This window comes from Candidatus Tisiphia endosymbiont of Mystacides longicornis (assembly GCF_964031095.1).
Lineage (GTDB): Bacteria > Pseudomonadota > Alphaproteobacteria > Rickettsiales > Rickettsiaceae > Tisiphia.
On sequence record NZ_OZ035004.1, the window covers coordinates 987,732 to 1,000,476 of the forward strand.

Annotated in this window: 14 protein-coding genes and 2 pseudogenes; 11 read left to right on the top strand and 5 right to left on the bottom strand. The window is 32.8% G+C overall.

The genetic code is table 11. The annotated features are described in order from the left end of the window. Positions 1 to 80: 80 nt before the first annotated feature. Genes ACQH6S_RS05040 through ACQH6S_RS05055 form a run of 4 tightly spaced genes read left to right on the top strand, consistent with a single transcriptional unit; the run spans position 81 to position 1,785 of the window. Entirely contained in the window at positions 81 to 629 is a 549-nt protein-coding gene (locus ACQH6S_RS05040) for a hypothetical protein (RefSeq protein WP_425364385.1), read from the top strand. Between the two features lie 8 nt (positions 630 to 637). Continuing rightward, entirely contained in the window at positions 638 to 1,009 is a 372-nt protein-coding gene (locus ACQH6S_RS05045) for an IS630 transposase-related protein (protein ID WP_425364376.1), read from the top strand. After that, on the top strand, positions 973 to 1,491 hold the full coding sequence (locus ACQH6S_RS05050; protein ID WP_425364377.1) for an IS630 family transposase: 519 nt from the start codon (positions 973 to 975) through the stop codon (positions 1,489 to 1,491). Before ACQH6S_RS05045 ends, ACQH6S_RS05050 begins: the two co-directional genes overlap by 37 nt. 6 nt (positions 1,492 to 1,497) lie before the next feature. Then, a complete protein-coding gene (locus ACQH6S_RS05055) occupies positions 1,498 to 1,785 on the top strand; it encodes a hypothetical protein (protein WP_425364386.1) in 288 nt (95 codons plus the stop codon). 25 nt (positions 1,786 to 1,810) lie between these two features. On the opposite strand, the gene ACQH6S_RS05060 is transcribed toward ACQH6S_RS05055, so the two are convergent. After that, the gene (locus ACQH6S_RS05060) at positions 1,811 to 3,487 is read right to left on the bottom strand and encodes a recombinase family protein (protein ID WP_425360494.1); all 1,677 of its coding nucleotides are present in this window, start codon (positions 3,485 to 3,487) and stop codon (positions 1,811 to 1,813) included. A gap of 208 nt (positions 3,488 to 3,695) precedes the next feature. Here ACQH6S_RS05060 and ACQH6S_RS05065 point away from each other — a divergent pair, with 208 nt between their 5' ends. Then, positions 3,696 to 4,448: an IS5 family transposase gene (locus ACQH6S_RS05065; protein ID WP_425360879.1), complete on the top strand. Its 753-nt coding sequence runs from the start codon at positions 3,696 to 3,698 to the stop codon at positions 4,446 to 4,448. On the opposite strand, the gene ACQH6S_RS05070 is transcribed toward ACQH6S_RS05065, so the two are convergent. After that, positions 4,375 to 4,827 (bottom strand): recombinase family protein, encoded by a 453-nt coding sequence (locus ACQH6S_RS05070; RefSeq protein ID WP_425360493.1) that lies wholly within the window; start codon positions 4,825 to 4,827, stop codon positions 4,375 to 4,377. The two genes, ACQH6S_RS05065 and ACQH6S_RS05070, sit on opposite strands and share 74 nt — an antisense overlap. Then, a complete protein-coding gene (locus ACQH6S_RS05075; protein ID WP_425360492.1) occupies positions 4,824 to 5,039 on the bottom strand; it encodes a hypothetical protein in 216 nt (71 codons plus the stop codon). Before ACQH6S_RS05075 ends, ACQH6S_RS05070 begins: the two co-directional genes overlap by 4 nt. A 41-nt stretch (positions 5,040 to 5,080) precedes the next feature. Here ACQH6S_RS05075 and ACQH6S_RS05080 point away from each other — a divergent pair, with 41 nt between their 5' ends. The 4 genes and pseudogenes from ACQH6S_RS05080 to ACQH6S_RS05095 all read left to right on the top strand — a co-directional run bounded on the left by ACQH6S_RS05080 (position 5,081) and on the right by ACQH6S_RS05095 (position 7,803). After that, entirely contained in the window at positions 5,081 to 5,416 is a 336-nt protein-coding gene (locus ACQH6S_RS05080) for a hypothetical protein (protein ID WP_133062908.1), read from the top strand. A gap of 73 nt (positions 5,417 to 5,489) precedes the next feature. Continuing rightward, positions 5,490 to 5,708 carry a hypothetical protein gene (locus tag ACQH6S_RS05085; RefSeq protein ID WP_425364710.1) on the top strand — a complete coding sequence of 73 codons (219 nt, stop codon included), beginning with the start codon at positions 5,490 to 5,492 and terminating at the stop codon, positions 5,706 to 5,708. 61 nt (positions 5,709 to 5,769) lie between these two features. Further along, positions 5,770 to 5,913 (top strand): annotated as a pseudogene (locus tag ACQH6S_RS05090) (transposase); the annotation flags it as partial. 507 nt (positions 5,914 to 6,420) lie between these two features. Next, a complete protein-coding gene (locus tag ACQH6S_RS05095; protein ID WP_425360491.1) occupies positions 6,421 to 7,803 on the top strand; it encodes an MFS transporter in 1,383 nt (460 codons plus the stop codon). Between the two features lie 26 nt (positions 7,804 to 7,829). Here the strand turns inward: ACQH6S_RS05095 and ACQH6S_RS05100 are convergent, their stop codons facing one another. Together ACQH6S_RS05100 and ACQH6S_RS05105 are read right to left on the bottom strand one after the other, a co-directional pair. Then, positions 7,830 to 8,546, bottom strand: coding sequence for an HD domain-containing protein (locus ACQH6S_RS05100; protein ID WP_425360918.1), 717 nt, complete (start codon positions 8,544 to 8,546; stop codon positions 7,830 to 7,832). A gap of 121 nt (positions 8,547 to 8,667) precedes the next feature. Beyond that, positions 8,668 to 9,295, bottom strand: a pseudogene (locus ACQH6S_RS05105) (IS5 family transposase); the annotation flags it as partial. 292 nt (positions 9,296 to 9,587) lie between these two features. Here ACQH6S_RS05105 and ACQH6S_RS05110 point away from each other — a divergent pair. Together ACQH6S_RS05110 and ACQH6S_RS05115 are read left to right on the top strand one after the other, a co-directional pair. Next, positions 9,588 to 9,755, top strand: coding sequence for a hypothetical protein (locus ACQH6S_RS05110; RefSeq protein ID WP_425364387.1), 168 nt, complete (start codon positions 9,588 to 9,590; stop codon positions 9,753 to 9,755). 80 nt (positions 9,756 to 9,835) lie between these two features. Further along, positions 9,836 to 12,724 (top strand): hypothetical protein, encoded by a 2,889-nt coding sequence (locus tag ACQH6S_RS05115; protein WP_425360489.1) that lies wholly within the window; start codon positions 9,836 to 9,838, stop codon positions 12,722 to 12,724. Positions 12,725 to 12,745: the final 21 nt, after the last annotated feature.

A 12,745-nucleotide genomic window follows, 5' to 3' on the forward strand; every position in this document is an offset into this window, starting at 1 on the left:
CCTACAATTTTTGTAATAAATACTCTGCAAAGGTATTGTATATGGAAGGTTGAAGTAGTATAAGAGTGTATTTTCTGACTATGCACAATATACTACTTCAGTCACTGATACTAAACTTTTCTTGGAAAAAATCAAGGCTAGAATGTCTTTCTGGAATGATTATGAGTCTAATTGAGAATTGCTCCGTTAGCGGTAAAAACATGGCACTTGGAATTAAGAGTGAAGCTAAACATAGCTCTAGAATTCAAAGAATATATAGGCTGTTTAGGGATCAAATATTTAATTATGACCAAATTGCTAAGTTTATTTTGAATATTTTTGCTAATGACAAATACATTATTGCTCTGGATAGAACTTGCTGGAAATTTGGCACAAGTGATATTAATATATTATTTTTGGTTATAGTTTTCGGAAAAATTTCTGTGCCTATTTATTGGTATCCATTAGATCACGGGGGTGCTTGTTCTAGCTGGTTGATGGAGGAAATTTTAGAGCGATTTATCAATAATTTTGGAGTTCATAAAATTAAATATTTATTGGCTGATCGCGAATTTATGAGTAAAGAATGGCTTAATTTTCTAACTATAGTAAATCAAATTGAATTAGGTGATAAGATGTGGTATAAATAAAGGAAAAAATGTCAACAAGTCCATATAGTCAAGATTTAAGAGAAAAAGTAATAAATTATATAGAAAAAGGTAATAGTCAAGAATCTGCTGCTAGAATATTTGCTATACATAAAAATACAATTAGCCGTTGGAACGTAAGGAGAAGAAAAGAAGGAACAGTGCTGGCAAGAGCTAGACTAGGATTTAAAAGTAAGATTGATAAAAAAGCATTGGAATATTTCGTAACAAATAACCCTAATAGTAAGCTACAAGAAATTGGTAAGAATTTTGGAATTACAGGTTCTCAAGTAGCTAATATATTAAAAAAGTTAGGATTTAGTTATAAAAAAAAACCTTTAGCTATTTGGAAGCAAGTGCAGAGAAACGATCTGATTATTTAGAAAAGATCAGTAAATATGATAAAGATAAAATAGTATATCTTGATGAAAGTGGGATAGATATGACAATTTGCCAAGATAGAGGTTGGGGTAAGATAGGAGAATTATTGATTGGCAAGAAGAGTGGGAAGCATTATCAAAGGACTAATATAATAGCTGGTTTAGTAAATAACAAACCAATAGCCCCTTTTGTTTTTAATAAAACTTGTAATACAGAACTATTTAATAATTGGGTTGAAAAATTTTTGATTAAAGAGTTAACAGCAGGACAGGTTGTAGTGATGGATAACGTTAGTTTTCATAAATCTCAAAAGACAAAAGAGCTAATAGAATCAGTTGGTTGTGAAGTTATTTTTTTACCCCCATATTCTCCAGACTTAAATCCAATAGAAAAATTTTGGGCTAATATGAAGCGATGGATTCGAAACAAAATAGCGGAAATTGGTACATTATCTAAAGCTATTTCTGCATTCTTTGTCACCTAATTCAATTTGATTTACTATAGCAAACAAATTAAATTTGCGATTCCTCTTAGAAAAGATATGCTGATTCGAATTATCAATGCTTTGCAAATTAAACCAGTGGGAAAAAGTTTTAATAATGTAAAACCCCTTGAATACCTTGAAATTAAAGGCATGTTATGGGGACATGTAGTTACATTATCTGCATATAGAAATGATAAAAGCGAACTAATGGTTGTTGCAGCTAGTGGTGATATTGATGTAAAAATTTTTGCTTTATATAAATTTCGCTGGTCAATTGAAGTTTGCCAGTCATAATGCCTCTGTAATAGTTATTTGTTTATTATTCTACCTTTTTTACCCTGGAATGGTAAATCCACTGTTTCGGTTGTTCTCTTAATGAGATCAACCTTTTAATCTCTTGCTCATCGGCTGTAATTAGCCAAATCCAACGTTGTGATGAGTTGTAAACTTTCCTGACTTTTAATTGCTCTCTTTGCATCCATCTATATAAAGTTGGTTCTGGTATATTGATTTTTTGCGATAATTCACGAAAAGTAAATTCATTTTGCCTACGATTAATTTCTCCTGATAATGTTCTTTTGTTAGTAGCTGTTACACCACTACGTATAAGTAGGCTACTAACCGTGTTCTCATTAAAAATATTTAACAGCTTTGCTGGACGCCACCCTTCTTGTTGATTTAAAATATCAGCAATTTGCTGTAATGTCATATCTTGGCTTTTGAGACTGGCTACTAGTTCAAGCAGTTTACCATAATAACTAAGTTGCTCCAATTTTGCCACAGGACGAACAAGATTAGTATTAGTTTTATATCCACCAGCCCAATGTATTTCTACCAAGACTTTCTCTGTTACACCTTCTATTTTTACAACAACACATTCTATTAGTAAACGTAAAATTTCTTTGCGTTCTTCTACCGTAGTAGTTGACGATGACCATAAAGCAGGAATATCAGAAGCTAATTTATATATAGTTTGACGCTCAACATCAGACAGAATTTTTGATTGTTCAGCTAAGAATTTGGCATATTCCTGTTTTAACTTTTCTTCTGCAGATAATGATTCTTCCCACTTTTTCTCAAGAGTTCTTGTGACAAGACGATTCTCAGGTTCTGAAGAATTATATTGCCGATATGCCCTCTCAACTTCATATCGTCCTCTCTCTAATTGTTTTTGCCAATATTTTTGTAAATTATTATGTTCGGTTTCAAGGTCTGTTGCCACTCGTAAACTAACTTCCAAAGCTTCTGGCTTTAACACTTCTAATGCCTGCTTAGCAATTAGTTCATCCAAAACATTGCCAACCAATGATTGGCAAACATCTTCACCATAATCTACAGACATTCTGCTACAACTATAACGCAATTTATTACCATTATTTGTATAGCAAGTTGCCATTCGTAAACCACAGCGACCACAAACAACAAGTCCGGCTAATAGTGCATTACCATGCCTTGCTACACCAATTCCTTGTATGGAGTTAGATAATAATTGTCTGCCATTACGTTCATATTGTTGCCAACTAATATAAGCAGGAACTTTGTCTTTTAACAATACTTGCCAATCTGACATTTTAGCAACAATACGCCCCGTAGATCGTCTGCCAGGTTTTTTTCTATGTGCCTCTGTTGGTCTGCGTCCATATACATAAGCACCTGCATATATGGGATTATGTAATAGATTTCCTAAAGTATTCCTATTAGGACGATGCCAGGTTAGTTCACCTTTTTGCAAACCGCTACGCTCTCTATAAGGCATTTTTATTTTATGACTGACTAAGTATTTTAATACTGCATTAATTGTAGAAAATTTTTCAAATAACTCAAATACCATCTGAATAGTTGCCTGTGCTTGCTCATCTGGATCTTTAACAATTTCGCCAGATGGTCGTCTAACATATCCCATAGCAACTTGCATGCCTAACTCACCTCGACGTGCTTTTGCTTTCTTCCCTTGTAGCATGCGTTGCTTAATTATATGTAACTCTGCTTCAGACATTGTACCTTTAAGACCTAATAATAGTCGATCATTATAGGATACCGGATCATAAATACCATCAGTATCAGCAATAATGGTTCTAAAAAGTGCACATACTTCTAGGTTCTGTTGACAAAATTTTATGTTAAGTTATCAGAGTAGAATAAAGAAGTTGCAATAGTAAGAAGAAATGGTAGTTTCTAGTTATCGAAACCAAGAAACTACCGATATGAAGTATTACATAGAAGACCAAGCATGGGAAGCAATTTTATCATTTTTTAAGAAAAAAAAAGCTATACACAACAAGAATGAGGAAAAAATAAGACAGTTTATTGAAGCAATATGGTTTATTGCTAGAACAGGTTGTCAATGGCGTCTTCTGCCTGATTATTATGGTTGTTGGTACAGTGTTTATCGCAGATTTAAGAGATGGGTTGACAAAGGTATATGGGAAGCTTTAATGGATCATGTTAAAGTAGATGTAGATATGGAATCAATGATGATTGATGCAACTATTGTAAGAGCACATGCTTGCTCATCTGGATATATTAAAGGTAATCAAGAGGAAGCAGCTTTAGGTAGAAGCAAAGGTGGTTTTAGTACTAAAATTCATGCCCTCGTTGATGCATTGGGTAACCCACTGAAGTTTATACTAACTGCTGGGCAAAGAAATGATATCACTCAGGCTGAAAATCTTACTAAAGATGTTCAGAATACGACGGTGATAGGTGATAAAGGATATGATAGTAGTGCGTTTGTAGAAAGCTTAGAAAATAAGGGGTGCGAGGTTGTTATCCCACCAAAATCTAATCGTAAAGTACAACGTGAATATGATAAACATATTTATAAAGAACGCCATTTAATTGAATGTTTCTTTGGTAAAATCAAACATTTTAGGCGTATATTTTCTAGGTTTGATAAAGCCCCAGCCACCTTTTTAGCCTTTCTAAATTTTGTTGGAGCTTTAATATGGTTACGTTAAAAATTTTGTCAACAGAACCTAGTAATTGGTACCAATCTTTGCATGATCGTGCTAACCTCGATACTTCTATTCCTAGTACTATACCAACATGGTCTAATCCAACTTCAGCAACTAAACGCTGAAATCCAGGACGACCTTCAGCAGTTGCACCAGACCGCCCCAAATCATCATCTATTATAAGTACTTTATCAGCACTCCAGCCTAGAGCATAAGCTCTCTCTACTAAATTATACTGCAATTTAGTAGATTCACTATGCCGTTCTACTTGTTGCAGCGTTGACTGCCTTATATACACTATCGCCAGACGATCGTGGTGATAGGCTTGAATCTTGCCACTTGATAATATTCTCTGAGTTGATTGTTTCTCCTTGTCTATCATTTGCCTTCTCCATATTTATTATCGATTTTGGCAATTTTTTCAATGATAATGTTGCTAATAGAGTTATTAGGCGATGACGATTCTCTTTGGGGATTCTCTCCCATTTCATTGGTTCCAATATAGGAATGCCTTGCATGATATTTTCTTACCCAATCAACCAAGTTTAGCAATACTGATTTGTTAAGTGTCGGGGATTGTTCTAAATTTGTCAAATTAAAACTTATAGATGTTTTAATAATGGAAGATAGAACGGTTGTTTAAACATCTCAAAAGCGGTGGCTTTGATATTGAAAAAAGTCATATAACAAACCCAGATAGATTCGTGAAATTAGTTACAGTTTGTGCTATTGCATCGGCTTTAATAATAAAAAATGGGCTAATACAAAACGAGATAAAACCCATAAGAATTAGAACTCAGAAAACTTATCCAAAACAATTAGTGTCATTTTTTACATACGGATTGGATCATTTAAGGAACTGCTTGAAACAGGCAAGTAACAAGGCAAAAGCGGTATTAAAAAGAATTTTGGAGTATGACTCAATTACCGATTTTGATCCCTACTTCCCTACATTGTTACAAAAATTGTAGGGTACTATGGGCGACAGCATACAGTTAAGATTTACGTTCTAGAGTTATAGAACATTATGAGAAATATAAGAAAATAGCTCTTACATGCGAGACCTTCAAAATTAGTCGATCAATAATCTATGACTGGATTAGATTAAAGAAAGAAACTGGAGATATAAAGGCAAAGGAGGGATACCAGAAAGGGTATGGTCATAAAATACCTGGTTTATTGGCGTTTCGTCGTTTAGTAGAAGAAGGCAGCTCGTTAACACTTACAGAAATAGCAAGAGAACTAGGGCGTGTCATCAATTAAGTTGACATAAATATTAGGATGAGGCCAATTAGATATTGGTAAAAAAATAAGAAGGTGACCAATGCACAGATATGCTTTAAGAGATAATCAATGGGAAAGGATAAAGGATATTTTACCTGGAAAAGAAGGAGACGTAGGAGCAAGTGCCAAAGATAATAGATTATTCGTAGAAGCTGTATTATATAGATATCGTGCTGGTATACCGTGCATAACTGTTGAAAGTTGGAAGAGGAAGCAGTTTTAGACCAGGTAGTTTAAAGTCATATGTGGTCAACGTCATTGCGAGGAATGTAGAGTGAAATTTGTACTTTTGCAACGTTACTATCCCCGTTACTGGGTTGTACTCTTAAAATTTTAGTATTCATAAGCTTTTTTCCTCTAATTTTAATTTATATTTAAAAAATCATATTTTTATTAAATTAACATAAAATCTAGTTGACTATTTAATACGAGTTATATTTAATTAAAATTGTAACTATTAAGGTTAAAGACGTCATTGTGAGGAGGCGTAAGCCGACGAAGCAATCCAATAAGCGTGGATTGCCACGACCACTATGTGGTCTCGCAATGACGCCAGAATAAAATTTATTTTTCTTATATCACTTAGTGCAGCGATAAAATGTTATATACTAAATATATTAACACAAAATATAAAAATTAATCACTGGAGAAATATGAGCTATCAGAAGTCAACAACAACACCAGGTCAATTATGAGTGAAGTTGTTCAAGAAAATACCAGGATTATCCCTAATCAGCAGACTAACCTTACCAAAGAACAAAAAGAATCCGTTGGGCTGCTATCAATTGGCACATTCCTCGAATATTTTGACCTGCTGCTATATGTCCATATGGCAGGAGTTCTTAATGAATTATTTTTTGAACCGTCTGATCCTAAGACCGCCTCTTTAATGATATCTTTTTCTTTTTGTTCCACTTATGTTTTTCGACCTATTGGGGCAGCAATATTCGGTTGGTTAGGCGATACTATAGGACGCAAATCAACAGTAATCATGACAACTTTTATGATGGCTACCTCATGTCTTGTCATGGCTAATCTACCTACTTATGCTCAGATAGGGGTGACAGCTACTTGGATATTAACTATCTGCCGTGTTATTCAAGGTATTTCTTCTATGAATGAAATAATAGGGGCAGAGCTTTATTTAACGGAAACGCTTAAGCCACCAATCCAATATGCAACTGTAGGATCATTAGGAGCTTTTGCTGCCTTAGGAGGGTTAGGGGCTTTAGGTATTGCCTCACTTGTCACGATGCATGGTTTTAACTGGCGTTTGGCATTTTGGCTGGGTGCAGCAGTGGCATTGATTGGCACTGCTGCCAGAACAAAGCTACGAGAAACACCAGAATTTGCTGATGCCAAACGTCGAATTAAAAAAGTTTTTGAAAAAACTAATATTGATACAGCTAGCTTAATAAACCATCCTATTTGCCAAGAGAGAGTTAATAAAAAAACCGTAATTGCGTTTTTTTTATTACAATGTTTTGGACCAATATGTTTTTATTTTCTTTATATATATTGTGCTAATATTTTAAAAACTAACTTTGGTTATACCATGGCTGAAATTATTCATCATAATTTTATTGTCTGTCTAATCGAGCTTTTAACCGCATTAATATTATGTTATTTAAGTTTAAAAATATATCCATTATTAATCATAAAAATTATGCTCATAATATGTTCTATTTTTATCATATTTTGTCCGTATTTATTGAATCATCTTAATGCTCCTTATCAGTTATTTTTAATGCAATTTGTTATGATTTTATTAGTTGTATCCGTAAATCCCGCTGGTTCCATTTTTTATAAAAACTTTCCGGTCTTTAAACGTTTTACCTGTGCTAGCATTACAGCTGCTATATCTCGGGCTTTGATGTATATAATAACTGCTTTTGGTTTTATCTACCTTACTGACCATTTTGGTCATTGGGGATTATGGTTTATTATGGTTCCGATAATTATTGGTTTTACTTACGGACTATTTTATTTTGAAAAGTTGACAAAAGAGTGTGGTGGTTATCCTATAAGTCATAGGGACATAGCTGTTTATAAGGAAGAGGAAGTAGCTAATTAGCCGCAAAAAACAATTATTTGAGTCAATTATATCTTCTGCATACGGGCTATTGCATTTTGAAGAATTGGTAAAAGCGTCTGGGGATTATTCTTAAACTCATTGGTACTTGGTTGGTTAGTCGAAAAGCTTTGACATAATTTTATTAATTGTTGCTCGGCTTGGGGCGCTTCTAAGTATGTAGAAATAATTAAAAAGTACTTTATTGTCTCATTAATGATCTTTATTGCCTTTTCTGGTGATTTAGCTCCTATGGTTTGTAAGTTATGAATTCGATCAAATAATTTAATCAATACTATATCATATTTTTTTTGGTGAAATAATAGCTCTAATGTTTCTGCTGAGCTGATCTTTTCATGAGTTTTAACCCTAGTCAAGTCTAGCACTTGGTTGGCAATTTGTTTGCTAAAAACTTGAGAGATAATATTTTCGGTTAATTCCGTATCTTCAAGAGCATCATGCAGTAAACTGGTAATGATCATATCAGTCCTGAAGTATTTGGGCATTTCTAATCCTGTATATTCGGCAACCATGTGTGCTACCTCTATCGGATGGGAGTAATAGGGAGTCCCGGATAGTCGCATTTGGCTACCATGATATTTTTTGGTATAATAGATAGCCCTCTTAACCTCATTCATATTTACTGGTTGCATTACTTGTTGGTTTAGCTCTTCTAATCTATTGATTAACTTAGTAGCATATTTACAATCTGCATATTTTGACGACCATTTAGTACTATCTGTCATAAAAATCTTCCTTATCATTATATCATATCTAGATATTATACCATAAATTGAATCATCGCTAAGCATTTATTACATGTTTCTTAAAATAATATATTTTTAATTGCCAAACTAGGGCGTGTCATCAATTAAGTAATATTACAGAAGAAGCCAAATAAATTACTCCCAGAAAATTCTGAGCTAGTTTATCATAACGCGTAGCAATGCCTCGAGATTGTTTAAGTTTTGCAAAGAAATTTTCAATTAAATGACGATACTTATAAAGCTCTATATCATATTCTATAGGAAATTTACGATTCTTCTTGGATGGAATTACAGGAGTGTAATTCTTATCTTTTATCTTATTCCTCATTCTTGCCTCAGCATCATAAGCCTTATCTGCAATTACGGTATCCGCTTTTGTCAAAGTTTCCATTAAAGCATCAGAGCCTTGTAAATCATGCGACTGACCAGGGGTTAAATAAAAAGCTGCCGGATTTCTTAAAGCATCAACAGTTGCATGAATTTTAGTTGATAAACCGCCTTTACTACGACCTATTGCTGGTCATCTACTATGGCTTTTTTTTAGCTCCGGCACTATGTTGATGTACTCTAACAATCGTTGAATCAATCATACTATATTCATTATCTGCATCTTGTGTAAGTAGTTCAAAAACCTTCTTCCATACCTCTTTTTGGCTCCAACGTGTATGTCTTGTATGAATTACTCTAAAATCTCCAAATCTTTCTGGTAAGTCTCTCCACGGTATACCACAACTGTTGAAAGTTAGAAGGTGGAGCGGATTTTAGATAGCTTTTTCGTCATTGCGAGACCACGTAGTGGTCGTGGCAATCCATTTTTGGTTAATTTTGTGGATTGCTTCGTCGACCTACGGTCTTCCTCGCAATGACGTTTTATGCTGTTTAATACTTATAGACTCACCAGGGGTTAAATGAAAAGCTGTAGGATTTCCTAAAGCATCAACAGTTGCATGAATTTTAGTAGGTTGTTTGAAGGGAATTTGAATATATCCGAGTCACAACATTTACCTTTAAATGTAAAATTTGTCATTCCCGCGTAGGCGGGAATCTGGTTGTTCTATGAATTTATTGTGTAATTTATTTAAATATGGTAAGATAGTAAGCTTTGTCGTTACATTCTCAAGCTGCTATATCAATTCAGGAGAATTGAGTAGTAGGAGCGATGGAGCAACGCCTATAAGTAATAGGTGAGCGGACGACGTTACCAACCTCTCATCAATTGACTCTAAATTAAATAGTATCATTAATCCTTGGTTATTAAGTTTATTTATATGCCCAAAAAATATAAACCCCCTCAAAAAACTTCTAAAAAAACTGTTGTAACTACTAGCTTATCAATTAGCAGCTCAGCAACTACTAGCTCAGCAGATAATAGTAGTATTGCACAAAACCACTCTGAGCGATTAAAAGAAATTTTATGTACACCTATAAAGGGGCGTGATAATTTTACTATAGGAGATTTTATAGTGGAACGTATTTTATGTTCCCTTGGTGCAGATGATATAACTAATAAACAAAAAATAAAATATGTAGAGCTTATCGAGCAATTTTTGTTGGGTTTTATTAAAAAAACAGATGGGACTGCAAAAACAAACGAAACTACAGGAATCTTTAAATTATGTAAGACGACATTATATAATTTTATACTCACTCGTGAGCATTTAAAGAAATGCAAAAAAGGCGAAGAAGATGAAGAAGGTATTATCGAATATTTATTGAAGAGTATTTGGGCTGAGGATTTATTTAATCCCAATAGATTAAAGGATGGATTAACATTATTAGATTGGGTTGAATCTTTACATGAGACATTAAACAATAAACCAGACATAAATAAAAATAAAAAATTAATTAAATGGCTAAAAGAAAAAGGGGCTAAAAAAGCTTCAGAAATACTAAAGCAAGATTTCAATAAAGAATGCTACGATAAAAATATAAAGGAATTAAAGCAAAAATTAGAAGAACATTCCTCTATATCCACAGAAAAAATAGGAGGATGTTCAGTTGTATCCAAAAAAGAAAAGAAGTCAGCAGAGCTTTTAGGGACGTCAGTAGAACTTTTAGAATGTTTCTATGTTATCTTAAATAACAGAGTAGATGAAATTTCTAGATGCATGAAATTATTTTTTCTACGTCATGGGAATAAAGAGTACGATATTTGGGTTATGGATGCATTTCTAAAGAAATGTTATGATAAGACAAATCCTGATTATATAAAAATAATAGAGTCTATTATAGAGTATATACCATTAGATTCATTAAAGATGTTTCACTATGAAGAGTTAATAAATATATATGAAAAGAGGTTCGGGAGAGGATTAACAGCCCAAGAGGAAAAATTATTAGATGAGTATACTCGTGAACTAGTTAAATTAAGCTTGGCTGATGAGAATAATGTACTCAACGAGGGAAAACACGAGGCTTTAAGGCTACGCCTTAACTATTGTAAGTATAAGGCAGATTTTAAAGAGATAATTGAATTATCATTAAAATTAATCGAATATGCTAATGGTGTTGAGATAGAGGAAGATTTTTATAGTCTACTAATAGCTTTACATAATATAGAGAGTAGTACATTTAAAGATGGGATAGTTAATAATTTAGTTAATAAATCTGAATTATCTGGCGAAGCTAAAGAAATATTCATGAATTTGTTTTTATATCCTAGTTTTGATCGAGAGTTTGTCCTAAGGATAAAGGACCATCTAGAAATAATTAAGCAAGCTTTTTCAAAACAAAGCAAAGAAATCCAGGTAACTATTAAAAAGTTTTTAGATGGATTCCTCATGCAAACAGGGGAGTGTAGTGTTAGCACGATCAAAGAGATAGTTGATGACCAGAACTTTGAGAGTGGCGGGTCTGAGGTTGCCTTGAGGGTTTTAAGTTGTTTAAAATATTGGTCTAAAAATGAGATAGAACAAATAAATTATCAAAAAGTTTTAGATAAGCTTTTAAAAAAGGATAATTTAGGAAAAGATTTTATAACTATCATAAAAGTGGCGGATTTATATTTAACGATTGAAGATTTAGCTCAAACTAAACATTATTTAGATTTGGCAGAAAAATCGTTAAAATTCTATAAAGCCTCTCAATATGAAATAAGCCCTAAAATTTACCTTAATGAGGTTAAATTAGGGTTAGTGTTAAAGGCATTTGCGGAGAATAATAAAGAATTTTTAAAAGAAAATTTGAGTTATATAAAAGAAACCTACAGTGCATGTAATGCCATAAAGCAAGAGTTTTTAAGTGATTTTCAAACAATAATGGATATATGTCAGTATCATCTATTATTAATAGAGTCTGCAACAACCCCAAACTTACAAAACGAGATTAAAAGCGTTATTAATAAAATCGCTGAAGATGATGAAGTTACTTTTTCTTTAGAAATTATAAATCAAACTGTTAGTAAAGAACAACAAATCGTTACTTCTATGAGCGATGATGTTGATTCGTCTAATTCTTATTCAGAAGAATATAGCTCTGAAAAAAAGTTTGAAACTGAGGCAAGTAATATTGCTGATATTAAAGAAAATTCCTTATATAAAGAAAATTTTGTTACAAAATGTTTAAACCATTGGACAATTATACATCAATATTATCAAAATCTTAAAAAAAATGCTCGATTTTCTCAAGATAAGACTTCTGATTATCATCAAGAAAAACATCAACTTTGGAATATTCCTAACAAGGGAGAATATACAACAGAGAATAAAAATATTGTAAATATTGGTAGTAAGAAACACCATAATATTTATGCTATAATTGATCCTGATTTGTTAGGTTCATTAGATATCTTTAAACAGAAAGCATTTATTACTGCTTTAGAGAAAGGTATTGCAAAAGATTCTAATCATAATGGAGTTAAAATATTAGGAAAATATTTACCAGAGCTTAAAATAAATAAAGATAGTAGGTTATTGGCAGAAAAAATTTATAAAAACAAGGATGGGGCTGTTTTAATGGTATTTGGTCAAGAATGTAATCATACTGCTGTAAAGAAGGAGTTTCAGCTTAATACCATTAAGGTTATACCAGTTTCTGGTGCTGCCTATACACAGGAAAAGGATGATATTTTAAAGCCCAATATCTTTCCAGAAGATTATTTTACTAATACAGAAGATTATCCTGATGATGAAGTAGAATGCACTGGAGAGGAATCATAAAAGTTACTATCCAAGTAACTA

What these genes read in the sequence shown, in the direction of transcription:
- ACQH6S_RS05040 (WP_425364385.1), top strand. Translation starts at nt 81, where the DNA reads ATGCACAATATACTACTTCAGTCACTGATACTAAACTTTTCTTGGAAA.
- ACQH6S_RS05045 (WP_425364376.1), top strand. Translation starts at nt 638, where the DNA reads ATGTCAACAAGTCCATATAGTCAAGATTTAAGAGAAAAAGTAATAAAT.
- ACQH6S_RS05060 (WP_425360494.1), bottom strand. Translation starts at nt 3,487, where the DNA reads ATGTCTGAAGCAGAGTTACATATAATTAAGCAACGCATGCTACAAGGG.
- ACQH6S_RS05065 (WP_425360879.1), top strand. Translation starts at nt 3,696, where the DNA reads ATGAAGTATTACATAGAAGACCAAGCATGGGAAGCAATTTTATCATTT.
- ACQH6S_RS05070 (WP_425360493.1), bottom strand. Translation starts at nt 4,827, where the DNA reads ATGATAGACAAGGAGAAACAATCAACTCAGAGAATATTATCAAGTGGC.
- ACQH6S_RS05095 (WP_425360491.1), top strand. Translation starts at nt 6,421, where the DNA reads ATGAGTGAAGTTGTTCAAGAAAATACCAGGATTATCCCTAATCAGCAG.
- ACQH6S_RS05100 (WP_425360918.1), bottom strand. Translation starts at nt 8,546, where the DNA reads ATGACAGATAGTACTAAATGGTCGTCAAAATATGCAGATTGTAAATAT.
- ACQH6S_RS05115 (WP_425360489.1), top strand. Translation starts at nt 9,836, where the DNA reads ATGCCCAAAAAATATAAACCCCCTCAAAAAACTTCTAAAAAAACTGTT.